At 64.6% G+C, this 26,617-nt stretch carries 21 protein-coding genes and 1 pseudogene; 11 read left to right on the plus strand and 11 right to left on the minus strand.

Annotated elements, in window-relative coordinates; all coding sequences use genetic code 11:
* Nucleotides 1–136: 136 nt before the first annotated feature.
* From MKK70_RS12890 to MKK70_RS12900, 3 genes and pseudogenes are all read left to right on the plus strand, one after another.
* A pseudogene (locus MKK70_RS12890) lies at nucleotides 137–400 on the plus strand (integrase core domain-containing protein); the annotation flags it as partial.
* Between the two features lie 33 nt (nucleotides 401–433).
* Nucleotides 434–595: a hypothetical protein gene (locus tag MKK70_RS12895; protein WP_243948166.1), complete on the plus strand. Its 162-nt coding sequence runs from the start codon at nucleotides 434–436 to the stop codon at nucleotides 593–595.
* Nucleotides 596–1,261: 666 nt separating this feature from the next.
* Nucleotides 1,262–1,495, plus strand: a complete 234-nt coding sequence (locus MKK70_RS12900) for a hypothetical protein (protein WP_243948168.1) — start codon at nucleotides 1,262–1,264, stop codon at nucleotides 1,493–1,495.
* Nucleotides 1,496–1,925: 430 nt separating this feature from the next.
* Here the strand turns inward: MKK70_RS12900 and MKK70_RS12905 are convergent, their stop codons facing one another.
* The 10 genes from MKK70_RS12905 to MKK70_RS12945 all read right to left on the minus strand — a co-directional run bounded on the left by MKK70_RS12905 (nucleotide 1,926) and on the right by MKK70_RS12945 (nucleotide 15,968).
* The gene (locus tag MKK70_RS12905) at nucleotides 1,926–2,081 is read right to left on the minus strand and encodes a hypothetical protein (protein WP_243948170.1); all 156 of its coding nucleotides are present in this window, start codon (nucleotides 2,079–2,081) and stop codon (nucleotides 1,926–1,928) included.
* Between the two features lie 406 nt (nucleotides 2,082–2,487).
* Nucleotides 2,488–2,610, minus strand: coding sequence for a hypothetical protein (locus MKK70_RS30625; RefSeq protein WP_279603629.1), 123 nt, complete (start codon nucleotides 2,608–2,610; stop codon nucleotides 2,488–2,490).
* A complete protein-coding gene (locus tag MKK70_RS12910) occupies nucleotides 2,607–2,867 on the minus strand; it encodes a hypothetical protein (protein ID WP_243948172.1) in 261 nt (86 codons plus the stop codon). The genes MKK70_RS30625 and MKK70_RS12910 overlap by 4 nt, the downstream gene beginning before the upstream one ends.
* Nucleotides 2,868–3,409: 542 nt before the next feature.
* A complete protein-coding gene (locus tag MKK70_RS12915; protein ID WP_243948174.1) occupies nucleotides 3,410–4,483 on the minus strand; it encodes a caspase family protein in 1,074 nt (357 codons plus the stop codon).
* A gap of 56 nt (nucleotides 4,484–4,539) precedes the next feature.
* Nucleotides 4,540–7,002 (minus strand): effector-associated domain EAD1-containing protein, encoded by a 2,463-nt coding sequence (locus MKK70_RS30855; protein WP_313899092.1) that lies wholly within the window; start codon nucleotides 7,000–7,002, stop codon nucleotides 4,540–4,542.
* Nucleotides 7,003–7,045: 43 nt separating this feature from the next.
* Nucleotides 7,046–7,879, minus strand: coding sequence for a hypothetical protein (locus tag MKK70_RS12925; protein ID WP_243948178.1), 834 nt, complete (start codon nucleotides 7,877–7,879; stop codon nucleotides 7,046–7,048).
* Entirely contained in the window at nucleotides 7,876–8,676 is an 801-nt protein-coding gene (locus tag MKK70_RS12930) for a TRAFAC clade GTPase domain-containing protein (RefSeq protein ID WP_243948180.1), read from the minus strand. Before MKK70_RS12930 ends, MKK70_RS12925 begins: the two co-directional genes overlap by 4 nt.
* Nucleotides 8,677–8,843: 167 nt before the next feature.
* Entirely contained in the window at nucleotides 8,844–10,184 is a 1,341-nt protein-coding gene (locus tag MKK70_RS12935) for a GTPase-associated system all-helical protein GASH (RefSeq protein ID WP_243948182.1), read from the minus strand.
* A gap of 455 nt (nucleotides 10,185–10,639) precedes the next feature.
* Entirely contained in the window at nucleotides 10,640–14,338 is a 3,699-nt protein-coding gene (locus MKK70_RS12940; RefSeq protein ID WP_243948201.1) for an SNF2-related protein, read from the minus strand.
* Nucleotides 14,339–14,738: 400 nt separating this feature from the next.
* Nucleotides 14,739–15,968, minus strand: coding sequence for a hypothetical protein (locus MKK70_RS12945; protein ID WP_243948184.1), 1,230 nt, complete (start codon nucleotides 15,966–15,968; stop codon nucleotides 14,739–14,741).
* Nucleotides 15,969–16,786: 818 nt separating this feature from the next.
* Here MKK70_RS12945 and MKK70_RS12950 point away from each other — a divergent pair.
* From MKK70_RS12950 to MKK70_RS12965, 4 genes are all read left to right on the plus strand, one after another.
* Entirely contained in the window at nucleotides 16,787–17,941 is a 1,155-nt protein-coding gene (locus MKK70_RS12950; protein WP_243948185.1) for a hypothetical protein, read from the plus strand.
* Nucleotides 17,935–19,896, plus strand: a complete 1,962-nt coding sequence (locus tag MKK70_RS12955; protein WP_243948188.1) for a hypothetical protein — start codon at nucleotides 17,935–17,937, stop codon at nucleotides 19,894–19,896. Before MKK70_RS12950 ends, MKK70_RS12955 begins: the two co-directional genes overlap by 7 nt.
* Before the next feature lie 276 nt (nucleotides 19,897–20,172).
* Nucleotides 20,173–20,817 (plus strand): ParA family protein, encoded by a 645-nt coding sequence (locus MKK70_RS12960; protein WP_243948190.1) that lies wholly within the window; start codon nucleotides 20,173–20,175, stop codon nucleotides 20,815–20,817.
* The gene (locus MKK70_RS12965; protein WP_243948191.1) at nucleotides 20,814–21,161 is read left to right on the plus strand and encodes a hypothetical protein; all 348 of its coding nucleotides are present in this window, start codon (nucleotides 20,814–20,816) and stop codon (nucleotides 21,159–21,161) included. Before MKK70_RS12960 ends, MKK70_RS12965 begins: the two co-directional genes overlap by 4 nt.
* Nucleotides 21,162–21,673: 512 nt before the next feature.
* On the opposite strand, the gene MKK70_RS12970 is transcribed toward MKK70_RS12965, so the two are convergent.
* Nucleotides 21,674–22,213, minus strand: coding sequence for a TetR/AcrR family transcriptional regulator (locus tag MKK70_RS12970; protein ID WP_243948193.1), 540 nt, complete (start codon nucleotides 22,211–22,213; stop codon nucleotides 21,674–21,676).
* A gap of 418 nt (nucleotides 22,214–22,631) precedes the next feature.
* Here MKK70_RS12970 and MKK70_RS12975 point away from each other — a divergent pair, with 418 nt between their 5' ends.
* The 4 genes from MKK70_RS12975 (at nucleotide 22,632) to MKK70_RS12990 (ending at nucleotide 26,155) form a co-directional block, all read left to right on the plus strand.
* Nucleotides 22,632–23,570, plus strand: coding sequence for a hypothetical protein (locus MKK70_RS12975; RefSeq protein WP_243948195.1), 939 nt, complete (start codon nucleotides 22,632–22,634; stop codon nucleotides 23,568–23,570).
* Nucleotides 23,571–24,094: 524 nt separating this feature from the next.
* Nucleotides 24,095–25,072, plus strand: coding sequence for an exodeoxyribonuclease VII large subunit (locus MKK70_RS12980; RefSeq protein ID WP_243948197.1), 978 nt, complete (start codon nucleotides 24,095–24,097; stop codon nucleotides 25,070–25,072).
* A gap of 22 nt (nucleotides 25,073–25,094) precedes the next feature.
* Nucleotides 25,095–25,286, plus strand: a complete 192-nt coding sequence (locus MKK70_RS12985) for a hypothetical protein (RefSeq protein WP_243931717.1) — start codon at nucleotides 25,095–25,097, stop codon at nucleotides 25,284–25,286.
* A gap of 389 nt (nucleotides 25,287–25,675) precedes the next feature.
* Nucleotides 25,676–26,155, plus strand: a complete 480-nt coding sequence (locus tag MKK70_RS12990) for a DNA-binding protein (protein ID WP_243948199.1) — start codon at nucleotides 25,676–25,678, stop codon at nucleotides 26,153–26,155.
* Nucleotides 26,156–26,617 lie beyond the last annotated feature (462 nt).

Raw genomic sequence — 26,617 nt, forward strand, 5'->3', positions numbered from 1 at the left:
CGAGGCCGCGTAAGGGAGATTGGTCCCGCCGCCCTTCAGCACCCCATCCTGAGGCGACCTCGGGTCGACCTCGAAGAGAAGCATGAGATCCACGGGGGATCCCATAATCCGTTGACACGCGCATCGTTGATTAGAGAAGAACGGCTACGTCGAAAGCTTCAACGCGCGGCTTCGCGACGAACTCCTGAACGGCGAGATCTTCTACACACTCAGGGAAGCGCAGGTCGTCATCGAAAGCTGGCGACGTCACTACAACGGCATGCGCCCGCATGCCTCTCTGGGATACCGACCGCCGGCCCCGGAGGTGTTCATGCCAGCCTTCTCCGCTTGGCCGGCTGCGCTTGCCAGACCAGCTCCGCCGGCCAAGCTACCCGTGGCGGAGCGGCCCACCGTGCACTAACTCTACCCTTGGACCACCTCGTGGAGGCCGATCATGGAACCCTACGGCCTTCAATGGCAGCAGGACTTCGCCGCGGCGCACGGCAAACCGACCGCCATCTCCGAATGGGGCGTTCAAACCGACGATTCCGCGCCTTTCGTCAAGGCGATGGCCGACTGGATGTCCAGCCACCACATGGTCTACGGAAATTACTAGGATTCCAACAATGCCGGCTTCGCCGGGCAGCTCGATGCTGGCGCCAATCCTAACACAGGGACAGCGTATCTCAACTATCTTACAAATCAATCCGCGGGTATGAATCTAGAATTTTTCTTTTCAAATGCGTATTCCACCTAGTCAAGGGCTTAACTCACTGATAGCACCCGACGGAACGGCGTATGATTTATCGAATGCGAAGCGAATCTATTTTACTGACGGAAGTATAATTAGAAGCTTGTATATAGTTTGGTAAACGACGTATTCTATTTTGCTAATAACAAAGATATTTGGAATTCAAATATTGGTGCAACGACCCATTACAACAACAACGGATGGCATTAAGGTCGAGATCCGAACCCGTTCTTCTCGACCACTGGTTACCTTGCCGCTAACGCCAACGTGCGTGCTGCCGGAATTAATCCGTTAACTCACTACGATGGCAACGGTTGGAAAGAAGGGCGTGATCCGGCAGCTGACTTTGACAACGAGTTGTACCTGGCGCGAAATCCGGACGTGAAGGCGGCTGGGATGGATCCGCTGCAGCATTACCTCCAGTATGGACAGGCGGAGGGCCGACAAGCTTAGACTGCAATCGGAAAAGTCTCTGATCTCGACACACATCCCGGCTTTGACGCGGAGTACTACCTATTGTCGAACATAAACGTGGCGAAGGCGGCGATTGCAGCAGGCGGTAACAGTTTCGTTTTCGCCTATCAGCATCACGAGAATTACGGATGGCACGAGGGGCGCAACCCAAACGCGGTGTTCGATGTGCAAGGTTACTTGGCTGCGTATGGGGACGTGAAGGCAGCCAACATTGATCCGCTTACTCACTATGACATCTACGGCTGGCGTGAAGGTCGAGACCCTTCGGCTAGCTTCGATACTAAAGCCTAAGAAAGCCACTACACGGATGTAGCCAAGGCCGGTATGGATCCAATGCTGCACTACCTGCAGTACGGGGGCATCGAGGGCCGACCGTCCTTCAACGATTGGCATTTCGGCTGAAACCGAGAGGGCGGGTCAACTAACGACCAACCTTCTAGCTGATTGCGCGGAGGACTTCAGCCTCTAAGACCAAGTCGTGGCTTAACTGCGCCAGCCCTTCGACGCCGCCTGGCGCATCTCTTGCCAGCGCAGCGCCGAGAGCCCGAGACAGGGCGGCAGGGCGGGCTTCATGGCCTCGAGGGCATCGCGCCAGCCCTGGACATCGGAAGGCGTGGGTCGGATCGGTACGGGTGATGCTATGGGTCTCGCCAGATTTGGGCCGGCGGGGATAGGGGCGCGAGCCGGGTGGCGCGAACGCGGCTGACAGCCGCCGGTCGCGCTACTCCACCGATCGCAGTTTCGGCCCCGCCCCGGTGTGCACGCCCGCGAAGTTCGGCCACGTGCTGATCCGGTCCTTCCGCCCGCAGGCCGAGCACACCAGCTGTAGCGCGACATCCGGCACGGGGAAGTCATCGGGCAGGCCGTCGAACGACATGGCACCGTTGTGCCCGCATTCGCAGAACACTAGCAGCCTACGGGCGCCGTTCGCCTCACTGTTCGCGATAGTGGCCGGCGGCTGCTCGATGCCGTCGGCGTTGTACCAGCGGCGCGGGTTGCGGAGGTGCCTAGGAACGCCCTTCTCTGGCTTGTCGCCGAGCCTGGGACAAGACCGAGAAGCGCAGCGAGCTTCATTAGCCCCGCGTTTTTCATCTCCTCGCCATCCACCAGCCACAGACTGAGGTCGTCCCCGAACGGCTCGACATACCGGCCCATCGCGCGGTGGGCCTCAGCGGCTTCATCGACGGGGTCTTCGCTCAATGCCAGGAGCTCTCGTTCTTCTGCCGAGCGAGGAGAGTAAGCAGGTCGATGAGATCGTCAGCCACTTCCATGTCGAGGCCGGTCTACGGCACGCCGTTGACGCGAGCCGGCTCGCCGCTTGCGATGTCGTAGGCCGTCCAGCCCTCATCGTCCTTCCGCATGTCGAAGATCTGCGCCGGCGTGTTGCTGTTTGCGAGATCGCTCACGACGCCACCGGCCGCGCCAGCAGGATCGCGGTGCGCACGGCCTTGACCTTCTGCGCAGGGCTCGCGTGATCATCCGAGACGACGAGGGTCGCGAAGTTGCTCGCCTTGACTGCCGCGTCGATGTTGATTCGGTAGCCCTCTGCGATTGGGAATGGGCCCATGTCCGGCGCCGCGAGGTACGCGTCGACAGCGACGTTCACCTCGTCGTCGGTGACGGCCTTGGTTTTGAAAAGTTCGCCGGTCGTGAAGTCTGCCATGGAGCGATCGTAAATGGAGGCGGGGGAGGGCGCTACTGCAACCGGCTTCGCCACTGCGCCGACATTCGTGCGGCCGCAAAACACGTTCTGTTCCGTATTGACCAATTTGTCCCCGTCGCTAAACCCCTGATGGATTTGCAGTCCTTGGCTGGGGCGCCAGGATTCTCAGCCAAAACCGAAGGGGTACGACATCAAGGGGTTAGGCCCTCGATCACCCGTCTTGAGCGGCATCAGACCTGATGAATGGACCATCTGATTGGACCCTGGTCAACGCTTGGTTTTGAGTGCTCCACAGCCTCTAGAAATCGGCGGTAGATCCGCAAAGCGCCAGAAGCAGGACTTCAGTGTTTGCCGGGAAGCGGACTTCAAAAGTCGTGCAAACGAGGTTCATGCGGACATTGCGTCTCGGCTAAAGCCCGCAGAAATATGCCGCTGCTTGACTACGCAATCCTACCGAGGAATCGATGTTTCGTATTCTGGTGTCTAACGAGTTTTGCGACATTTCAGCGTCAGTCGTTCGGTCGAAGCTAAGCATCGAACGATTAGGACTTAGATCTCAAGGCGCGAAGTTCCGGATATTGAGGGTAGTCATCGAGGGCTGCATCCAGCAATGAGCCTCTGTCAACCTGACCTCCCCCACCGAGCTTCAGTGTGCGAAGGGCTGCAAACCAGTTTGCCCGCCCTGTCCCGGTAAGCTTGAGGCGCGAAACATCTCCGCCAGCGCGAGCCCAAATCTCCTGATCGGTCGGGCCAGCCGGGTACAGATCGGCCATGATCTGCTCCATTTCGCGCCAAGAACCGGACTGCTCACTTGGACTCACCCCAGCCACTGCTTTTGTGCCGCCTCGATCAAGGGCTACCGGGAAATTGTCTTCCAGATCGGACGCTTTAAAGATTGGATGCTGACGGCCGGGAACAGTGCTGCGAACTTGCTCCGCAACGTAGTTAAATACTTCAAAAACGCGGATAAGACCGTCACCGGTTGTGCGCGCCTTCCCTTTTAGCGCCTCGAGGAGGCGCGTGGTGAAGACGCTGTTGCGACTTCCTGCGAGTACAAGCGACGTTTCGCTTGAGCGCGAAGAGGCAATTATGACGCGCCCAGTTCCTGCTGCAAGCCGCTGAAGCGACTTCTCGTCGAACCCGAGCTGAACATGATTCTCGACTTGTCCCTTGAGCACGCCTGCACCGCCTGCGTGACAGGCGTCGATCAGCACGAACAGGCGTTTTGCCTTGATCGCGGCTAGCGCGGCAGAGAACTCGGCCTCGACAAGCGCCGTCCCCTGCAAGTCCTTCAACGTGCAATCCACAGGGATCAACGCGCTGGTCTCAGCAATGCCATAAGGTAACCGGGCTCCATGCCCCGAGAAGTAGATAACGACGGTGTCGTCGACCTCTGCCAAGGAGGAAAGATTGGCTAGTGCTAATCGGACGTTCGCCAACGTGGCATCGCTGTCGAGAAGTAATTGAACATTAGCCGCCGGGAACCCGCAGAAAACGCAAGCCTGCAGAACAGATGCGACGTCCCGAGCGTCGTTCAGTACGGCCTCGGGCAGGCTGCTCACCTCGTCGTAGTTTGCGATAGCGATTACGAGGGCGCGACCCCTGTCGAATGTCATCGACTAAAAATCTCCGTCGTTGTTGCTGAGCCCACGAACATTAGATGTTTCGGATCTTAGTTTCGACCGCCAAACTCATGATCCTTGGCGAGAAATGCGAGGGAGCGATTCGCTGAATAGTCATGCTGCATTTCCCGCAAGAGCTTATCGATGCGAGGTCCTTTGCCGCGGCGAATTTGCGCGAGCGCGTCCCGCCAACGTGAGCGGCCGTTGCTGCCCCAGGCGAGATCGGCGTCATGGCCGCCAGCGCGCTCCCATAACCCGTCATGATCGGGGCCTCCTGGATAAAGTTCAGCCGCTGCGCTCTCAAGCGAGTCCCACTTCTCCGAAGAGGAAACCGGCGACAAATTATAAATCCAACGGTCCAGCACCCCTATCAACGACACGCAGGCGCGAAGGCCCGGCCGAACATCGTCGCGCCCCCAGCGCAGCATGTGCATGAGCTCGTCGGCGACGCCGTGCCAACGCCGCTCGGCCGCAAGCCGCCCGACCGCCTCGACGTCCAAGGCCGGAATGGGGCGGGTGCGGTCGCCCGCGCTCTTCAACCAACGGCGAAACCTAGCTTCATCGAAGCTCGACAGTTTCGCGACGACTTCCACCGCGGCTCCGATGCGACCGCGGCTGAACGCATCGAGCAGCGCGTCCAGCCGGCTGTCGTGGAGAATGGCGTTTTGCAGCTCTGTTTCCAGGCTTGGCACGATGCCAGCCGCCTCTGCCTGCGTGAGCCAGCCGGCGGCAGTCGCGCCGATCAGGTTTGTGCGGACGGTGTCGCCCAATCTCGACCAGAGCTCCTGCCGCCGCGGGAAATTGCTGAGGTCGGCGAGTGGGGTACGAGACAGCTTCTCAAGAAGCGGAACTGGAGCGGCTGCACCATCTAGGACCTCATGTAAGAGCAAGTCCGCAGCAGCGCGCGGATCTGATGGCCCAAGCCACGCATCGAGATCGCGATCCAAGGCGGCTGACCAGAGCTCGCGCGTCGCGCGATCTGACATATTCAAGTTGGCCATCAACGACGGCGTTTTCGCCACAGCCTTGGCGGCAATGTCGATTAGGCGCGAGTCGGCGACCTCAATGGCGCAGGTGACAAGCTGTTTGGGCGTCGCGTTTCGGATCGCCTGCTGCAAGCCTTCAGTGCCCGGGACGGGCTCGACCGTCACTTGAAGCCGAGCGGCCTCTAGCGGACTGAACGCAGACGCAGCCACTGCACCGTGAAGTGCGTACATGCGGTTTCCAGACGCGAAAGATAGGAGCGACTCCGCCGCCGCGCGCTTCAGCTTCGAGGGCGAGGCCTGAACCAGCCGATGTTCGAGGCCGGCGTTCGCAGCTACGTGCACCCATAGCGGTCGGATGATCGTCGGGTCGGCTTCTGACCACCGCCAGAACGCTGATGCGAACGCGCCGCCGCCAGGCCCGGCGGCGCTTGCCAGGCCCTCGAGGATAGAGTGTCGCCAGACCTCCTCAGCACCCGACGCATTGGTCGCGTCTTTGATCGCCAGCATGAAGCTGTGATCTTGAGTCGGAGGAAAAATATTCCTCGCCGTCCAGCGCTCCAGCGCCTTCCAGACCTGCTCGTGCCCCTCAAAACCTATCAGCGAGAGATTTCGAAGCGGAAGGATGTCGTCGGCCGTCGCCTCCGCTAAGCGCTGAACAAGCCTATCTAAGAGACTTCTCTTAATCAGATCGCCCCGCTCTTGATCAGGCGACAGTCGGCTCGCCAAGCGCATGGCTGCAACCGTGTTGCCGATCGTATCCGGTGCGACCGTCGCCAAGCGAAAAGCCTGTTCGAGAAGGGGTAGCTCGCCGAAGCTTGACATCTCAGCGCCGAGACTCTCGGCGAAGATGCGAAGTGGCTCACCGGCTTCCGTACCGCTCAGCATGGCCGCCGCTAGCGACGCCGCAGAGCGCGCTGTGTTGTCAAGCAACCGATGTCCTTGCCAGCGAGCCACGAGTCCGTTTGGCGTGCATACCAGCGCGGGTGGCGGCGTCTCGACCAGATCGTTGGGACCGAAACTCAGCCGAAAGGCGAAGCGCCGGCGTATGGCCGGCCAAAGCGTTGCCCAAAGCGAGGCAACGAGCTCATCGAAGCCGCTATGTCCAAGCCGAACAATTGGGCCCGATCCTCGAACGGAGAGTGCTGCCGCAAGGGCGGGAAGTTCGGACGACGGAGCGGGTTTGTTCGAGCTAATTTCCAGCTCCAATTTCGGCAGCTCGGAGGGTGCCAGCGGCTCGGTGATTAGCCGATCGAACAGCGCTCGGAGATCAGCGACGACAGCAATGTCTTCGAGTGGCAATATGAGCGCGTGCGAGAGAACCATGCCGGACCTCGCCGCGCGGGAGTCCCAAAATGTTCGGGCGACGACATAGCGGTTGCCATGCGGAAATCCCGATACGAAGGGCGACCACTCCGCTCCAGGCGGCGCGGTGTCTGGGAGGTCAAGGCGTGATGCGAGCCCGGCGGCGCCCGCAACGTCGCCGCTGGCCGTTTGCAAGCCATGGCCGCCCTTCACCTCGCCGAATATAGCCTAGTCGACGATCACCTACCCAAACTCCGCTCGCCCGTTTCTACCTGAGCGTGCTCAGGAGCAGCTGTATGGGTATTGTGAGATCCGGCGACTTGGACCCGTCTGGCTCGACAACGTAGCCGAAGTGCTCCGGTCCTTGGCTCACATATTCCATGTCGCGATCGCGCGGACTGAGCGGGCGTTCCAGCGCCGACAACCCCAAGATCGACGGCGATCGCCAGCTGGAGTGAACAAAAGCCCACAGCATCGGCAAGCGCGCCCGCAACGTCTCGCTAGGCGTTTCCTCGGAACTCAGCTCATCCCAGCATGTCAGAAGAATGCCCAGGTGTGGGCGCTTTAAAGGGCGCTGTCCCGTCGCGCCAGAGCTAAAGGTGAGCATCTGCAGCAATTCGATCAACCTTGCTTGGTCGGAAACCTGCACTTCTCGGTTCTCTATCGAAGAGCCTCGCAGGTCAGCGAGAGGCCGCGAAAAGATGTCGTCTTCGAGCCGGGTCTGCTGCAAGCGGATCATCAGCAGCCAAGCCGCAGCCTCGCGGACCCGCGTTCCCCAGGAGTTCGGCACGCGCCGCGCGGCGATGATGTTTCTGATCTGCTCACCTCCGTAATCAGGCCAGACCATTTCCCCCCGATGGTCACCGCCGTCTGAGACGGGCCAGACGCTGTCGATGTAGGTCGAGGTCGCTGTATGTCCGGCAGCCTTGCCTTCGTTTAGGCTCTCCAACGCCGCCTCGAATGGTTCGAGGTTGGTTGCGGCTCCGTTCATGCGGAGTCGTCCGTCACCTTTCATAAGACGCTTCAGGAGCTGCGCGCCGTAGTGCGTCTTGCCGACCCCGCTTTCGCCGACCAGGAGGATGGAGGTGCTCGCCGCGCTCACGATGATCTCGCGCCGTAGAGAAACAGGGGATCGTTTCGCGTCGCCGGCGGTGGCGGTAGTTCTACGCAAGGACGCAGAATTTTCAGGAGCCACGCGAGGAGATCGAGCAAACCGACACCGGTCCCTGCTGTGGCGGCACCGTCGGAAACAATGCTAACCGAGAACTCGGCTGCGTCGGGCATTCCATCCCTCACCGCCCCGCGTACGGCCCGCTCCATCTCGGGCGCGATCTCCACGTCGGACTTGGTCCAGACCAGCGCGACGGGGCGCCCCCGCCGCTCCGCAGCGATCCTGCGAGCAAGGAGCTGCAACGAGCCCCGTGCGGACCCCATGTTTTCGCCAGACAAAGCCTCACGATCAGCGACGATAATCAACACGTCAGCGCGGTCGGATATCCAGCGCGCACCGACCCCCTCGGGGGAGTCGCGGTTCACCGCCCATTTCTGGAACCACTCACCTGGCGCGTCGGTGAAGAGGTAATCTAACTCTTTCGCTTGCTGCGTGTCCCGAAAGGAGAGATGCAGCAGGCCGGGAGCCCGGCCAGCCCGGCTCGTAGTATGCGGCGGAAAGGTTGGTGGCTGGCCCGGGTTCCAACGCAACGAACCTGCGACTGCTTCCCAGCCCGCGAGAGAGTAGGACCCTGCAAACTGCCGGCCCTCTATATTGATCGCGCCGCGGCCGAGAAGTAGATACCATGCGCCAAGCAGAGTCGTCTTACCCGCGTTCTGGGGTCCGGCGACTCCGATAATGATCGGGCGCGCTCGGCCGGCCAGAAAGCCGAGATCGGCACGTCCCATCGCGCTTCCTGACCAAGGAAGGAGCACCTCGTCGGCCGGCTCGACCTCGGCCGTTTCCTTCTCCGCGCGTCCCGACCACGCAGGGCACTTCGATAGATCTGAGTGGCCGAGATCACAGCCGGTATCCGGTACAAAGCAATTAGCTCGCGTGCACTGATGCATAAGCTCTAGCCTTTGCGACCGCGACGCTTGGCGCCCATCCCGTCGTACGTCGCCCTGGCGGCCTGCATCTCGCGGAAAACCCAGGTGGCCCAGCGTGGCAATGTGATCGGTGCGTCGGCGGGAATACCGGTCAGTCGCTGGAAGTCGGCCTCTGTGCGAGAAGCCGACGCATCGGCATGCGCGATCAGAGCCATTACGGGGCCACGACCTTGGGGTGAAGCCACCAGATTAGCCCCGGCGGCGCGGAGTGGAGCTAGGTCGGAGTGTTCCTGCGCTTGCTCAACAAGCTCGCGTATCGCGAAGGTTTTCTCCTGATCCATTGCTGGGAGCCCGACAACAGCCTCGAACAAGAACGCTGCCACGCTCGCCGGAGAAAACGTCGGGACCTGCTGGTGAAGGTCGTATGCCATTAGGGCGGCTGCGGCGGCGGGCGGGAGGTCGCGATAGCTGAGCCTAGCGCTCGGCGAGAAGCGCGCTTCTTTCCACCATAAGAGGTTCGTCCGGCGCTGGAGACCTGCGGTCGCTCCACTAACGGAGTTGAGGGTCGTGTCGACGTAAGTTGAAACGCTATTTGCCAGCGCCCGAAAGGGCTCAGACAAGTCAGCCTGCTCAATTGAGGTCTTGCCCGCGACACCGTCTATGACGTCCGCCACAGCTTCGGCCATTCGGTCACCAAATTCGGTCACCCATTGGGTAGGACTGTTTTGTGGCCAGTGCGGATTGCCACCCGTGGCAATATTGCCTTGTTGCGGATTGTGATATTGAGGGCCGGCAGCCAAGTAGAATTTTTTCTTGAGAGTGTCACGATTGGCGCGGGCCGTGGAAATTGTCGGCGCATCGAGGGCCGGGACGTCAAACGTCATAGCTTGCACCGCGATCGACGATGGCGTCGCCCATTCCGCTTCAGCTCGCGCGTCGACCTTTTCTTCAATCTGGGCCACCACATCAGCCCAGATGGCCTGCTCGTCGCCGACCTGCATGAATGGGAGCGCGTTCCGCGCGGAGGTCACAAAGGCGACGCCGATCCGATCATCTTCGGCCGCCGCCTGCGCGAGCGCATCGAGCAGCATCGCCCGCACGACTGCGACGGGCGGCCCCGAAAAAGTGTTTACATAGGTCGCCCAACGTTGCTTCAGTGCGTCCAGCCCCTCTCGGACGACGGGGTCATCGGCGGGAGCTTGGGGATCGAACGCGACCAGGGCGAACGACGCGGCCTTTGCAGGAGCTTTCTTAATCGCGGCGAACAGATCGCCGGCTGCAGCCCTAAGCTTTTCTAACTTGACGTCGTCTCCGCCGACGTCGATCAAGCCGTTGCTCAAAAAGCGGAGAAGAACGTCGTCACTCACCGTCCACCCTCATACGCTTGGTGCTACTTTGTTCTCATGTAGCAGGCAGCTTGACGATTTACACCTCCGTTCGCCCAATTACGGTTGCAACGACCCTTCGTATGTTCGTCGTCAGCAGTCCACGCACGACTTAGCGGTGACCTTGGAGGTTGCTCCCGGCGGCATTTGCGACGGTGCGCAGCAACTTAGGCCTCCCTCACGTGCCGCGGAAGCGTGTGATTTTGGAGTAGGATTTATCGCTTTCGTCTAGCGAAGGGCGGTCGGTTAGATTCGGATTTTTGGTATCGTTTCGATCTGCAGCTCAGACATTTCCGCCGAAGAGCGGACATATCGAAGTTCGGCTTAGGGTCGGAAATTCGCATGCTGCTTGTTCGGCTTTGCGTCTGAAGCCGGCCTGCAGTGCCTAACCAGAATTGGACCATCGCGGCTGGCTTATTCACGTCCGCTTCCAACTACTAAGTCACATCATCTGCCGACCAGCCGGTGGTGCCCCGCTTTCCCAACGCTACCCGACCTAGGATCTGGTTAGTGGAGGGCTCGTAGACGAATCCTGCCTGGCGCGACTTCAGGCCTAATAGCGTGCGGACCTCTGACGCCATGGCGACACGTAGGCCGTTCGGTGACGCAACACCGGCTTCAATCCGGCATTTTCCCTTGCGAAGAACCGCCGCTTCCTGAGCTGCCGCCATAACCCAGACCTCTTGCCGATCAGTGGCACGGTCGACGCCGTTGAGTAGGGCAACAAGTGGCGCAAGACGCGGTGGAGCAGCATTCGTTGCGAACGTGTAGAAAATCCCAATTCCGGTAAGCGCGCAGATCCTGACATCCTCTGGGTGCACGGATTGTCCACTCCAGCCGCACGGTTGGGCTTCGGCAGGTAGACAATATACTCCACGCGCAGCCCGCACGGCTTTCTCCTCGAGCATCAGCGCTCCGGAAACGATGCTCGGCACGAGGAGGCGTTTCAAGGCCCGGCTTCCCGTAACAACGCAGCGGCCAAGCTCCGATGGGAGGACGCGAGTTCCCGTGGCTGCGCAGGTCTCTAGGATACCGGGGCGAACCAGATGACCCGTCACGCCGCACCGTTCGCCCTCGCTCGGGCCGAGGAGGCCTTGCGTTTCGTGGCAGGCCACGAATTCGTCCTGATGGCCAATGCGCCCTGATACAGCCGACGATGCGGCCCGATCCTCCCGGAACAGCTTGCCTGACAGATCACTCGTCCGAAGCTCACTTCGCAACGCTTCGTCGCCAGAAAAGACGCAGCGCCCAAAATAGTTGGCCTCTGCATGCTTGCCGCTGACTACTGATGTTTTGAGCTGGTCACGTCCTACGAGTTTGCCGGACATGGCCGACCGTTCGACCTCATCGGTCAGTAAACAACGATTTGTCAGTTCACATCGGACCACGTACTTGGGCAGCGCCCGACGGCCATTAAGTTCCGATGCCTGCAAGCGATGCCGTAGTTCCCTCTGCCCGCTGATCGCGCATGCATCGAGGCAGGTCTCCGGTACGGCCTGCTGATTAGTGCCGCATGATACCAGTGCCGGCGCCGCTGAAATGTGGCTAGAGGAGGGGACGATCGTCAGCTCATCTGCATAGCCGCCGTCGCCGACCCGGTAGCTGACCCGCAGCTGCACGTCCCGGAGAACAGCGCCTTCCGCGCCTGCCAGCACGAACGACAGGCGCGGTGTGAAATCCTCCTCCATCTTGGCACGCTTTCGGGCGTCCTGACCCGCCGAGGCCATCTCCTGTCCGCGCCGTTCCAGGTAGAAGCGCGTGAACTCCGCGATGCCCGGGTCCTGACAGGCCGCATCCATGACTTGGTCGACGCTAAGCCCCAACGCATCGGAGGCTGCGTCGAGAACCAGAGGGAGCGGAGCCAAAGCATCACGGGTAAATGACAACTTTGCCCGATTGCGCGGTGCACAACGAACCTCGATCAGCCGCTCGTAGGCGTCGTGCGCAACAATCGCCCGTACACGAACCAGGATAACCCCTTCGAACCAGCGGCGCGCGGCAGCGCTTTCCGTGCCGACCAGAGTCCCCCCGAAGCTTTCGACCCATTGCCTCGCCGCTGCATCTGCCCCACGTCGCGGATCCTCGTCGAGGTCACGGACAGCATAGCGGCCGCTGACCACCATCCGCTGTACCATCCGGCTGAAAGCAGCCGACCCCGGCTGGCAAAGCGAGGACCGAGTCCCGCTCATCGCGTCGCGCTCGAAGCGGATCACTTCCTGGCCGCCCTCATCCTCAACCGCGAACAGACGGTTGGCCAACGGCGTGACCCGCGCGCCGAGCTGGCCCAGAGCGCCAAGAGCAAAGGGCTGGTACTCCATCGAACGCGTCTGCGGCGGCAGGCTTGGTGCCCGCGGCCCGACATAGCCCTGGCCATCCGAGTCGCCTAGCATCGCATCGATGCGCTTTTCTTCCTCGAGGAGCGCCTGCTTAGCCGCCGCGATGCTTTGCTCGGCCATTGCCACGCTTGCTTTGACGTCCGCACCCTTGAGCGCTGCCACCACGAGTTCGCGGATCCGCTCTTCGAAGCCCGCGGCGCCATCCTCGCCCCCCACGGAGCCTTCTAGCAAGGATTCGATGTCGCCTATGGCGCTCGTCGACATCTGCAGCTTCTCCATGAGCCGCCCAACGATATACTCTTCGAAAGTCCCCTGCAGTGTGACATTAAGAATGCTAACATGGGCATGCTGGGACGCGAGACGTTGTACCCGGCCGATGCGTTGTTCCACGATCATCGGGTTCCAGGGTAGGTCGTAGTTCACCAGCACGTTGGCGACTTGCAGGTTCACACCCTCTGACCCAGCTTCGGTCGAAACGATGACACGGTAGCCGGGCGGATTGGTCCGGAAACGTCCGATTGTCTCCTGGTTGCGCACACCAGACGTGCCGTTGATAATCCCCACCGTCAGGCCGTGCCCCTCCAGAAACTCCTGGATGGTGGTCTGAGTCTCCCGCCGTCCCGTGAAGACGACGAGCCGCCAGCTGTCCGGATTCTCGTGCTTCAATTGGGTGATCAGTCGTCCGAGGCCATCCAGCTTTGCGCTCGTCGTCATGCCCCGCACGACTGCCCGCACCGCCCCCGCGAAATCGGGCGCAATCGTGCCGTTGCGCTCCATGTTATCGAGCTGGGCGCTGAGCGCGTGCGGGCTACTTGTTAGCGCCTGGAGGATGCCAATCTGCGCCAGACGATTGAGCTTCTCGATACCCTTGGCGACGATTGCGATCAGTTCGAGCTCGGCTGGTGTCGGCTGCACCCGGTGCAGCTGCACCTTGCGGTCGGGGAAATGGAGCTTGGCGTCGCCGCGACGCACCCGAGACATGTAGCCATAGACGATCGACCGGAACGCCTCGGCCGCCTCAGGCTTCAGCTGGCGTGCCTGCTCTCGGTCACCTGCGATGAAGCGCCGGGCAAACTGGCCTTCGTTGCCGAACGGGTTCTCGTGTCCCCTCGCCACGGTGAGCAGATCGACTAGCGAATAGAGGTCCCAAAGCCGATTCTGGATTGGCGTGGCCGTCAGCATCAGCACAAACCGGAACCGCCGCGCCGCTAAGGCACTCCGAAAGACCTGCGCCACTTTTGGCGGCTCCGGCGTGCCGTAGAGATTTCGTAGCTTGTGCGCCTCGTCGAGGATCAGCATCTCGAAGCGATCGGCAGGAAGTTTCTCCAGGTAGAGCCGCGCTGAATTGTACGTCGTGATGATCGCGCCGACGCCGTCCGGGTTCGCGCTCAGCAGGTCGCGACCCGTTGCGACCTCGGCCGGAATATCGAACTTGGTCTCCAGCTCCTCCTTCCACTGTGGTCCAAGGAGTTTAGGGCAGACGATCAAGGCCCGCGACAGCCGTGAACGCGCGATGAGCTCGCTCATCACCAGGCCCGCACTAATCGTCTTGCCGAGCCCAACATCGTCCGCGAGCAGCGTTACTGGCAGGCGGCGGCAAAAAGTAATCAGATTGCTGACTTGATGATTGAACGGTTCGACCCGTTCACGCCACTGCGCTTCCGATTTTACGTCCTTGCGTGACTCAATCACGATCGGATCGGTCAGGTCCCATTCAAGGGCTGCCTTGTAGATACGGTATTCCTCAGGCGATCGCGCCGCGCGAAGGAGCTTCGTCTGCCATTCAGAATCAGCGGTCATGTGCTGCAAGTGGTTGTCCTTTTTTAAACGCATACTGCCGGGGACCGGTGCTCAGTAAAGATTGTAGCGAACTCAATTTCCGTCTGATGGTAGTCGCGAACATCCTCGAGCGTCGCCGCAGCGCAGCGCGCGATATCATGATGAATTTAGCTCGTCTCGACCCTCGGCTTCATTGTCATCCTCATAAACAGTGTAGCCGTCGCTAACGTCTTCCGGCATGTCGTAGAGGTCGGCCTCAGGGATCTCCACTCCCACGGCTGGATGGCCGGACGCCGAACCATCATCTGTCGTCGTGGTCGGACCGGCCCGAGGCATGTATCTTTTGGACCGACGGTTGACGCGGCTCCGGTCGCTAGCATTGCACCGGAGCCGCCACAGAGGCTCGGCGAGCTTGACGGCGTCAGGTCGACCCCGCGTCCTCGGGATCGTCGTCCTCGTAGGCGGAGATGTCGCTGCCGTCGTCGTTGGGCACCGCCTGCAGCCCAGCGCCCGACGCGAGCCAGGGACGCCCTGGAAGGAGCATGACGAGTTCGTCCCAGACGGGATGCAGAACGGGGTCGTTGGCCTTACGATACCAGTCCTCGTAGTAGGTAAACTTCTCCTCAGCCTCCTCAGGCGTCGTTGTTCCGCCCGGGCCACCCGGTGCGAGTGCCAGGATCAATCCGTACCATTCGAGAAGATCGGCCCAGACGAAGCGTCGCGCCTGCTCGCGCCAGATCGCCAGCTGCACCGGCTCTCGATAGCCAGCTCCCTCATCGGACCAGAGCCAAGTCAGCACTTCGTCCTCAGCGGAAGGCAGCGCAGACGGAGGAATGTTGCCGATCTCCGGGAGCAGCGGCATGAGCTCACCAAGATTGAGAGGGCTCAGCTCCCATTGGTCACCAATGCGCATCCCGCACAGCGGGAAGCGCGCGCTTGCGCAGGGCGGCGGGGCATCGACATCGAGCCAACCGGGTGTCGATGCCGCAACCAGCGCGTACAGCGCCTTCAGATCCAAGCGAGGTTCCTCCTCGTCCAGCTCGTCGACGCGATCCATGATGGCAGCGAGACTGGGAACGTCGTCGGGGCTGTCACAGTCGTCCTGTTCCCAAGGGTCCTCCGCTTCGGCCTCGGCCGGGGCTGTCGACGCCGGGTCCGGTAGGATCGGCGCACCGGGCGGCGCGTGATCGGGAGCCGATCCGGGGGCCGCGACGGACAAGGAAGCCGGCACCGGTGGGGTGTTTCCCGGATCGAGCCCGTCGGCGGGAAGCGGCGGCGTCTCGGCGCTTCCCGGTCCGTTCGGGACTCCGCCGGTCTTTCCGCGGGCTGGGGGCGCCAATGCACCCGGAGCGGGGGCAGATTCGGCCGCGTTGGAGTTTCCCTGTCGCTGCGTAGCCAGGGCATGCAGATCGGTCATCGCCAGCTCGATCAGGCAGGCATCGCGCCGGCGCTGGAGGTCACCTGTCCTGCGGTCATGGTCCCGCATCACCGCACGGTGCTCGGTCGCGATCGCAGCGAGCTGCCGCTCCAAGCGATGGCGGTGGGCGGTCAGCTTCTCTTCGCCCCAGCAGAATGGAGCGTCGTCGCGCGCGGCGTGCGGCGGCAGGCCGAAGCGAGCGCGCAGGACCGCAAAGCCCGCGCGAATGTCCAACGTGTTCGATCCCTTCCTCACGACACGTCTCACCTCTTCGAATGGCCGCGCCACGGGTCGGCAGCGGCATCACACGCGAATGCGACCCGAGGTCGGGCCCCGTCGTCAAGCTTGGTCCGTCGCCCGCGGGACCCCGGACGGACGCCTCTTCCGGTCCAGGCGATCCGTCCGAGCAGCCTTCAAAACCCCAGAACTTGAACCCCAAGAGACACCCGCCCCGACGGGCGGTGGCCGGGCTTTGCCGTTCGTGCGGGACCACGAACCAAAGCCCGGCCAGGACCCCGGAAGGACAGGATCTCCCGGAAGGACGATCCCGGAAGGACTTCCCGGTTCGGCTGCGGGCCCCAGCCGAACCGGGAACAGGGCTCAGCTCCCCTAATCCGGAGCAGCCCTGCGGCAGCTCCGGATTAGGCGGCTCCTACGAGCCGGCTTCGACTTCCCAAACGGAGGCGGGCTGACCGGGCCGTCACCCCAAACAATGAAGCTCGGTCGGCGGCTCGACACCTGATCGATCGAGCCTATCCGACGAGGCCCCGCAGCCTTCCGCGGGCGACCTGCCGCCGGGCTGTCGGAGCGCGTTCGGCGGCCGGTAAACGGGGTGGGTGCGACAGAACTACGCAGATCGTCCGAGGGCTGCCTGAGCCGGTCTCGCAGTCTACGATAGTTAGCAATTTGCTACCCCTGGCAGGTCGCCGGTTAAATCCTGAGCATCGGTTCGAGCTTCGAATCGCTACACTTATGATCGGTTGCTCGAATCGAGCACAGCTGCCTAAGCTTGGTCTCCACCACGAGGCGTTGTTTCCAGGCAGCCACCGAACATGTTCGATCCGTCCCACACGCACCCGTTCGTGCGCGGAACGCTCGCGTCCGTTTGCGGCGTCACGACCGACCGCGGAACGCCCGACCGCCGTCCTGACCGCGCTCGCGCGCTCGAGACGGCCCTGGGCTTCCATAAGCAGCCGGGCATCCGGTTCGCCTCGCGCGAGGGCCGCGAGCGCCCGCTGTCGCGCGACGGGGCCGTGACGTGCCACTTCGCCCAGACCTCGATCTCCAAGACCTCGCCGATCCGGGCGATGATCCGGGCCGCCAGGACGGGCCGGCGCTACAGCAGATCCGGGGCGTGCGCGCACGAGAGCTACATCGAACGGCCGGGCGCCGCCGAGCGGCTCGCCCTGTTGCAGGGTCGACCGGGCACCGGACGCGACGGGCTTCAGCAGCAGGCCTATCTCGAGCGGGACGGGGCGGTCGAGGCGGACCCGGACGACAGCCTCGCGCTGGCCTCGTTCGGCACGATCGGCGACACGTGCGAGGCGCGCATGCACTTCTGGGACCTCGTCGAGGCAACCGAACGCTCGCCGCGGGGCGATCGCATCACGATCGACGTCGGCGAGAACCCGGACTGGTGGGCGAAAGCCCTGGGCGCGATCGACGAAGCGCCGGAGACGGCTAGGGCCCGGCTGCGGGCTGCGGGTGCGGGGGATCCGGCTCCCCTGGAGCTGACGCTGTCGACGCAGGACGCCTTGGCGCTGTGGCGCTGGGCCGAGGGTGTGGGTACCGGGGCACCGATCAAGATCGCGCCGGGGCGCGGCGGGCGCACGCAGACCCGGATCATCGCCGAGCTGCCGCACGAGCTCGACGGCCACGCGCGCTTGGCCATCGTGCGAGCGTTCACGGGCAAACTCGCGGCCCAGGGCTTTCCCTACTGGGCCGTGGTGCACGAGCCCGACGCCAACAACGACCGGCGCAACTACCACGTGCACGTCGTGTACTACGATCGCCCCGCCCGGCGCATGCCGCACCCGGACACCGGCGTCGCCACCTGGGACTTCGCGATCGCGCAGGACAAGCGGCGCGCGAACCGCACCACGGTTCTGGAGCGGCCCTATCGGCAACCCAAGGACCGGGCGAGCCATGATCGCGCCTGGATCAAGGATCTGCGCACGCACTGGGCACATGCTGCAACGCGATGCTGACGGAAGCCGGGATCGGCAAGCGCTACGATCTGCGCAGTTACGCCGCCATCGGCATCGACCAGGCTCCGGGCGTGCACCTCCCGGCACGCCAGTACAACAAGGAGCGCAAGGGCAGCCTGACGGAAGCGGGATCCGATCTCGCCCGGCGTCAGTGGCAGGCCGAGGCGGACCGGATCCTCGACGACCGGGCACGGATGACCGGGGCGAAGCTCAGCCTGCTGCTGGTGCAGGGCCGACCTGCCGAGCTGACCGAGTTCGGCCGCGGAAGGACGGCGGACCGCCATGGGGACGCCACGGTCGGGCCGGTGCGCGGCCTGATCCGGCGCGGTCTCGCCCTCGTCGAGGAGATCGGCCGGCTGGAGCTCGCACGGGATCTGGCGGCACTGGTCCTCACGCGGACCCTGTCCCGGCCCCGCCTGCTTCTCACAGCGGGCGCAACGCCCGTACAGAAGCGTCAGGCGACCGTCGATCCGAGGCATCCCACTCCGGAGGATCCTGCGGTGGTGGGGGGCGAGCGCTCCGGTCAGGCTCCCCGCAGCGACCTCGTTCGATTCTGCGACGACCTCGAGCAGGGTGCCGCGCAGCTCGCAGCCGCCTACGAGGCGCGGATCGTCGAGCCGCGCCGGCGACTGGATCGGATCCGGACCGACCTGGCCGGATCAGAGCCATCGCCTGGCTCGGCTGGCGTCTCGACCTCGAGCTACGGTCGGACCGATCCGGTTCTGACGGGGGAGGGCGATCCTGCGGCGCGTGCCGATCCTGCGACGCCACCTGTTTGGATCGATCCGGTCCCGGCGACCGTGTTCGCCGCCCGCGTGCGGGCAAGCCTGGATCCCGGCACCGCAGCGATCTGGGCACGGTTCGCCGCGGTCGAGCCGGAGGTGACCGAAGCCGTTGCCGTGACGCCGTCGCCGGCGACCATCTTGCGCGAGAAGACGCCGATCGTCGTCCCCACGGCACGTCTTCCGCCGGACCGCTGTCCGATCGAACGCGCCGCCTCGCACGCCCCGTCCTGGTCCGACGCCGTCGAGGGCGCGGCCGAACGGCACGGCGCGCGGTCGACGCCCGCAGGACCGGGTGCAGGTGAGCCGGCGCTGCGCCCGCGTCCCCAGCCACAGTTCGATCTCACCCTCGGGCTTGGTCAGGCTCGCCGCTCCAACGGTGCGCCGCTGATCCCGCCCGGGCGTCCCGCCACAGCTGGTGCTGCGACCGCCCCTGTTGGGAATGCCGGAGGCGACCTTCCGATCGCGCCCCAGACCGAGGCGCGTCGTCCAGCCTCGCTGCCCGCATCGGCTGTGAGGTCAGCCCCGGCAGCGGCCGCGACGGAGAGCGCGGCGACGATGGCTTCGGCCTCGATGCCCGCGACGTCAGCGCCACGAATGGCCGTTGCGCCGACGACAGCGGCAGTCCCGGCACCGCCGATCGTGCAGGCACCGCCTCGGAGAGAGGTCGAAGCTGCGTCCGTCGAGCCAGTACCGTTCACCGCCCCCGTCGAGCAGGCCGCACCGGTGCTGCCTGCTGCGCGGATCGTCGCCGAGCGAACGTCCGCGCCCACGGCGTCCGGTCCGGTCCGGCTCCCGCCGGTCGAGAGTGCAGTGATCGAGATCGAGCTGAATCTTTCGAGCGCCGCATCGGGGAGAGGAGCGGAGCTTCGAGTAGAGGCGCCGATGGCTCCTCGCGCACCTGTCGCGGTCCAGTCGCTCATCGAGACGGCGGAGCGCGATAACGAAGGCGACGCCCCGTGGCCGCTTCCGCCGCGGCTCGAAGCGCCGGCCCCGGCCATTCGGGTGGCGCCCCCGACCCCGCCGTCGGCCGATGCGCCACCGCTCAGCGTGCCGATCTCGGCCGTCCACGGCGCGCAACAGCCTGCCTCACGGGGCAACCACCGCAAAGGCGTCCGGCGGCGCTCACCACCAGCACGAAACGGACGCGGCGGCCGCGAGATCGGAGACTGAGATGCACACACCCCATCCCCTTCAAGCCGGATGTCGCCTTCGCCCGCTGCGCGTAGCGAGCGGCGGGTGCCGATCGCTGAAGCCTCACAGCGCCACAGCGCTGCAGCCCTACGGCCTCATGGCGCGATGGCGCCGTGAGGCTCCGATGCCGTGGCGCCATGATGCCGTGATGCCACGATGCCGGAGCGCGGAGATGCCGTGGCATCGTAGTGCCTCTGTGCCGAAGTGCTGTGACGGAACACCCTGGAGCTATCGCCCGCGCAAGGGGATCGCGTGATGGACGTGCTCGCGATCGCGACGCAAAAGGGCGGTACCGGCAAGACCACGGTCAGCGTCAACCTCGCGGTCGTCGCCGCCGAGGCGGGGAGACGCGTCGCCGCCCTCGATCTCGACCCGCAGGGCTCGCTCGCCGGCTGGGCCGCCCGACGCGAAGCCGACGATCCGGCCGTCGATCATCTCGGGTTGGAGCGGATCGGGCAATTGCCCGAGATCCTCGCCGCACTCGAGCGGCAGGGTTACGACCTCGTCGTCCTCGACAGCGCCGGTGCCTTGAACCCCACCGCGTACTTCGCCCTGCGCTCGGCTAGCCTCGTCCTGATCCCCGCACGGCCGACCCTGCTCGATCTGCTTGCGACCGAGCCGACACTTCGCGCGCTCGCCCAGATCGGCCTCGCCGACCGCGTGGCCCTGCTGCTGAGCCAGTGCCCGACACAAGGTCAGGCACGCGCGGCGACCTATGCCGAGCGACTTCGCCGCTGGGGGCATCTCGCCGAACCGCCGCTGACCCAGCGCGTGGACTACCAGGACGCGCTCCTCGGCGGGCAGGGCGTCACCGAGTTCGCGCCCGCCGGAAAGGCGGCCGGGGAGATCCGCGCCCTTTGGACTTGGACAGAACAGCGCCTGAAGGAATCCTGCACATGAGCGAGACTACCCGCCGCCCCCTGAAACGCCTCGGCCTGCTCAGCAGCCTCGATCTGCCTGCGCCGTCATCCGACCCGAGCGTGGCAGACGCTCCAACAGACCACGCCATCACTCCAGGCGACCAAGCCACGGCAGAACCGCTACGCGACGTTCAGACCCCGGGCCACCCCTCGGACACGACCCGGCGAACCTCGGTTTATCTGTCAGCCGCGATGCTGCGACGGCTGAAGGAACTCGCGGTCGCTCGCGACTGCAAGGTGAACGACCTCTTGGTCGAAGGGGCAGCGTCCGTACTTCGGGAAAACGGTCACACGCCGCCTACGACCTCCCGCGACATGCTCTGAACGCATCGACGCCTTCGCGCCGGCGTCACGGCGCCACGGCATCACCGGCCCCCGACGCCGTGATGCTCCGGGATCATAGCGCTCCAGCATCACGGCGTTCCAAAGGGAGAGCGCTGCAGATGCTCGATCCCCATCCCGGCAGCTCGGCACTGCGCACAGCGAGGATGCGTTCGTCGCCGTGATCACCGCCTGCGCGCGCCGGGATCCCGCATCCGCCGCCATGCCTGGACCGGATACGGCCAGGGCGCGGCAACCCACGCGTTCCATGACGACGCGGACGAGACCGCTCAAGCGTTCGGTAGGAGTTCGACCGCGATATCGTTTGAGTTGGAGAAAGCCGTCATGAAACGCGAGCAGGCCGCCCGACCGAAGCCGCTGACGGTGCCACTTCTGCCCGAGGTCGTGCCCATGACACCGTCACCGCGACAGAAGGTTCGCGTGGGTACGACGAACAAGGGTCGGCAGGGCAGCGGACGCGGAGACGAGTGGTGGGATTAGCGGCCGTACAGGGATCAGATCGCAGTCTGCAGCGGCTCGATCACGGCATCGATCCCGAGGATGAGCGCTTCGTAGGGCGTGCCGGACTGCGCCCGCAGAGCCATGCCGGCGAGGGTGGTGAGGGTGAGTTGGGTCAATGCAGGCATCAGCACCGGTGACAAGTGCTCGTCGGCCACCGCCCGGGCCAGACGCTGCTCGATCGCGCCGACGATCCGCCCTCGGTACGCGGCCACGATCGCGCGCACCTCGGCATCCTCCGGTCTGACGTTCACGAGGCTCGTCAGGATCAGGCAGCCCAGCGCCGGAGCCTCGGCCGTGTAGAGCCGCGCGGCTCGGTCGAGCAGGCCATCGAACGCCGCGATAGGCTCGTCCGCGTCGAGACACGCCAGGACAGGTCCGAGCCGGTGCCCCCAGTATTGGGCAAGCGCCGCCTCGAACAGGTTCGCCTTCGATCCGAACGCCGCGATCAGGCTCTGGGGATGGGGAACGCCCATCACGGAGAGCAGGGCCTTGTACGAGGCTCCGCCGTAGCCGCGCTCCCAGAACAGCAGCATCGCTTGGCTGAGGGCCTGCTCCCGTTCGAAGCCCCAAGCACGTCCACGCGGCATCAGTACCTCGATATCCTGAGTGAGCGCTCACCAAGTGAGTAGCTGGTGCTGGCTGCCGGAGCAACCAGGAGTGAGCGATCACTCAGCTGTATGGCTGGTCGGGTCATCCACGACGCGCTGCTGCGCTGACGACACGCCGAGGGAGGGCAGGTTCAAACATCAGGACAAACGGAAAGACGACACGCTCCCGGGCCTCTGCGGCCGCGGGAGCGGAGGGATGAGGTCAAGCGACACGGATTTGACGAAGGCCCTTCGCCCCAAAAACCCAAGGAGGACGGGGACGGCAGAACGCGGCGCTCGGACAGCGCTCGCGGGACGGTCGGTGAGGCGCCTTCGCCCCTTCCCCTGATGATGGACACCACAAATGACAGATACAGATCACGACGCGCCCACCGGCGCGAACGAGCCCGGCCGCCCACACGAGCCGCCGGGCTTGCGGGTACGCGCAAGGGTCGAGCGCCCGCGCCGGCACAAGGACGGCCTCGTCCTCGAACTCCACCCCGTCGATCCCGACCGCACAGGCCGACTTCAGGCCTTCCTCTCCGGCGACCTCATCCGCCAGATCCAGGACGCGACCGGCATTCTGCTCGATCCCGGTGCCATCGTCGGCGAACACGAGCTGACGGTCACCGTCACGGCCGAGCCGCTGGGAAACCTCACCGCGGGGGTCGCCGGCTTCGTGCGCGACGCCTTCCTAACGGGATGGGCCGAGCAGGACGCTGCGGTACGGGATGGCCTGGAGGCCGACTATCTCTGGGTCCGGCAGCACGACCTGCCGATCCCGCGCCGGCTCAGGCGGGTGTTCCTGATCGAGCCGGATGACGGCGCACAGCATCCGCTCATCGACGCCCTTGCCCACTGGTGGGATCAGGGCGCGATCGAGCTGATCCGACACCCGATCGCGTTCGAACAGCCGGGCTCCGTCGCCGCGCTCCGGCACGCGTTCGATTGCGCCGTCGATCAGTACGAGTGGGGCTCCCTGGACGTGGTGGTCGTGGATCCGGGCTTCGGGTTCGCGTTCCGCGAGCTGTCGGACGACGAGCTGATGCGTCAGGTCGCCGTCCTGCCGGTGCCGGTGATCACCCGTCGCGCGTCGTCGCCGACGCTGCTCGACGGCTTGGCCCACCGGTGCTTCGATCACCCGGACGAGATCCTGGCCTTCCTGGCCGGCATCCTCCGGCAGGAGCTGCGGCTGGCCGACCGGGCGCGGCTCGAGGCGATTGCCGAGCTGATCGAGGCGATCCCCGAGCCTAAACGCAAGGCGAAGACGCCACGCTCAGAGAAGGGGCCGCTGTTCGACTGACGCCACCCTCGACGATCCGGCCGCCGGCATGCTGGCCGGCGGAGCACCGCCCCATCCCGACCTGAGCGAATGACACCATGCGACACCACAGATTCTTTAACGCAAACCGTGGGGCGCACGCACCCCCGGCTCACCCGGGCGATGTCCGTCCTCCCCCCATCTCGCCGGACGACGCGGGGGCGGCCCGGCCCGCCGACGAGGTCCGCGAGCTGCGCGACCTTCTTGGCTGGCTGCGCCAACGCCTGCGCGGCGAGCATACGGTGCGGGCCTGCGTCCTGACCGTCGAACCCCTCGGGTCCGACGGCCACCTGCTCCTGCTCGGCGAGGCCGATCCAAGCAGTAGCCTCGAGCCGCCTCGGCTCAAGGTCCGGCTCGCCGCGGCCGACCTTGCCGCCTGCCGGGATGCGATCGGCGACGCCTTCGATCCGGCAGCCCTGGTGAACCGGAGGGTCGTGCTCCGACTGCAAACCAGCCTGCGCCAGCGCTACGGGCGCGGGGCCGAGGTGCAGGCTCGGATCACCGCCGTGCTCTCGGTCGACGCGGTTTCGATCGACGGCGAACTCGAGCGCGAGCGGACGCTGCAGCGCCTGCGGCGGGAGGGGTACCGCTTCGGCCCCGGGACTTGGGTGGAGCCGGAGGATCCTCGGCACATCGTGCTGATCGCCGCCGAGTTCGGCGATGCCCTTCGCGACGTGGAGCACGTCCTGCGCCAGTTCGAGGACAGCGGCCTGATGCGGCTCCACCGGATCTACGCAATATTCGAGGGACCTTCGGCGGAGCGCTCGTTGGACGAGGCGTTCGCGCGAGCGGGCGAGCTGCACCGGGAGCACGGCTTGTCGGCGACCCTGATCTGCCGCGGCGGTGGTCCGATTGAGGGGTTCCAGGCCCTCAACGCCTACGCGACGGTGCGCGCAGCTATCACGGTTCCGAACCTCGTCGCCGGGCTCGGCCACGCCGGTACGCAGCTCACCGCCCTGGACGCGGTCGCGGCGCGATCGGAGCCGACCCCAACGGCCGCGGCGATGCTGGTACGCCACCTCGTCGAGGCCACCGGCGTTCGGGCTGAGCGCGCGCTCAATGCATACGATACCGCCTTGGCGGAGGATCTGGAGGCGGCCGGGCGCATCGCTGTAGCGGGGGCCTTGCAGCGCTTCGCCGCGAGCCTGGGCGATCTCGCAGAGCTCGCCGATCGGCGGCTGCGACAGCTTAATCGGGGTGTCGAGCGCAGCCTGCTGGCCAACCTCGCGGCAGCGACGGGCATGGCGACCGGCGTGACCGCCGAGATCAAGCCGTACGCCGCTCCCCTCGATGCGCTCGACTTCGGCGACGGGGATGACGACGACCCGGCCTGGGAACCCGGGTGGGCACTGGTGACCGCGGCCGATACCGGCCTCGTCATCGAGCGCTATTGCGAACTCAAGTTCAATAGGCCTTTATTCCTGCATTTCCGCGACGGGACGATCTTTGTCCGGGTCGTGCCGACCTTCGTCGCCTACAACTGATTACATGAAGAGGAGATAGACCATGACCAAGACCCGCTCACTCGAGACGCCGAGCTTCCTCACCGCGGTCCGGCGCATCGAGGCGCTGACCCAGGAGATCCAGAAGGATGGCTTGGCCGCCTTCGAGAAGGCCGAAGCCGCCTATGTCGAGGTGCAGGAGCTGCGCGCCGTGCTGAACGCCCGGATCGCGGACCTTCGCCGCCGGTCGGCATAGCCCGAGGATCCAGGCCACCGCCGATGCCATCGCATCGGCGGTGGCGCCTGAGGGAACGGGTCCGCGACGCCCGTCGCGGACGCCGCCTCGGGAGAGGCATGAGTACCGATCCAAACCCCGGAAGGGCCGATTACCTCCCATGGACAAAGCGTGCAGCTATGGTCGGACGCGTCGCCTAAATACGCCATTCCGGACATGCTCTTACTGGAACGGATGACAATCTTCGAAAGCCGCCGGCCATATAAGCAATTGGCCGATACAGAAGCGGACGGACTGATTGCGACCCAACCCGGCCGCTCATCACGTTTCAGCGCCTGCCTGTAAGCGGACGTTATTCTACATTCCGCTGTCCGGGTGGGACCACCTGAGCACCGTCCGACTGCTTGTAGATGACTGCAACAAAGAAAGAGCTGTTCCTCTGCTTAGTGAAGACCCCCGGGAGAACCTCCGAGCTGCAGACCGAATTCGGGCCGAGGGCAAGGGGCGTGTCTCGCTTCGGCCCGTGGGAACGGGTCAAGCTGAACGCGGGGGTGACTGGCAACAACCAGTGCGTCGGCAAGCACCTGGCAAAGTGGACCCGGGAGCGCGCGTACAGCCCGGTCATCGAGTTCGCGGGCCTACCGGGGGCGGTCGAGACGGGGCTGGCGAAGGCCGGCGTGGCGCTGTGGAAGGCGGCGGAGGCCGAGGCTGCGGCGATCGTAGTGAGGGAGCGCCTGCGCATGGCGGAGGCCATCGCCGCGGAGCGGGAGCTCAGGCACGAGGCGCTCGGGATGGTGGACGCGCGCGACGCCGTGATCGAGGCCAGTGGAACGAGATTGCGTGGTTCGCGGACGAGCTCGAACGGCAGAAGGAGCACGTCGCGACGGTGAAGGCCCGGGCGTTCTGGCGGACCGAGGCGCAGGAGATATGGGCATCCTCCCGGAGCAGGAGGCGATGCACCTCGGCGACATCGCGCAGCGGATCGGCCACGAGTTCGTGAAGGAAGCAGAGGATTATCCCGGGTAGTGGGGGCCGGAGTTGCTCCAGGGCGTGATCGACCAGGGGATCAAGTTCAAGAAGCTGTTCGCGAGCGAGAGCGGCGGCTGATACCGCAGGCGCAGACCGGAGGACGGGATCGCTGCGTGAGCGCCGTCCCGTCCAGACGGCGATGGGCGGTACATCGCGGTGGGACCTCCGATCCGTGGCGGGGGGCGTTCCGCGGCGGGTGCAGGTAGCGCCACGGCCAGGGCATCCCTGTGCGTCCCGACGCGGAAGCCGCCCTTGCGGGCGCGCTTCCGTATCAACTCATCAAGGGATAGCCAATTGTGGCATACGGGCCGGTCCGACTATTC

It is taken from the genome of Methylobacterium sp. E-041, assembly GCF_022829665.1.
In the GTDB taxonomy this organism is placed as follows: Bacteria; Pseudomonadota; Alphaproteobacteria; order Rhizobiales; family Beijerinckiaceae; genus Methylobacterium.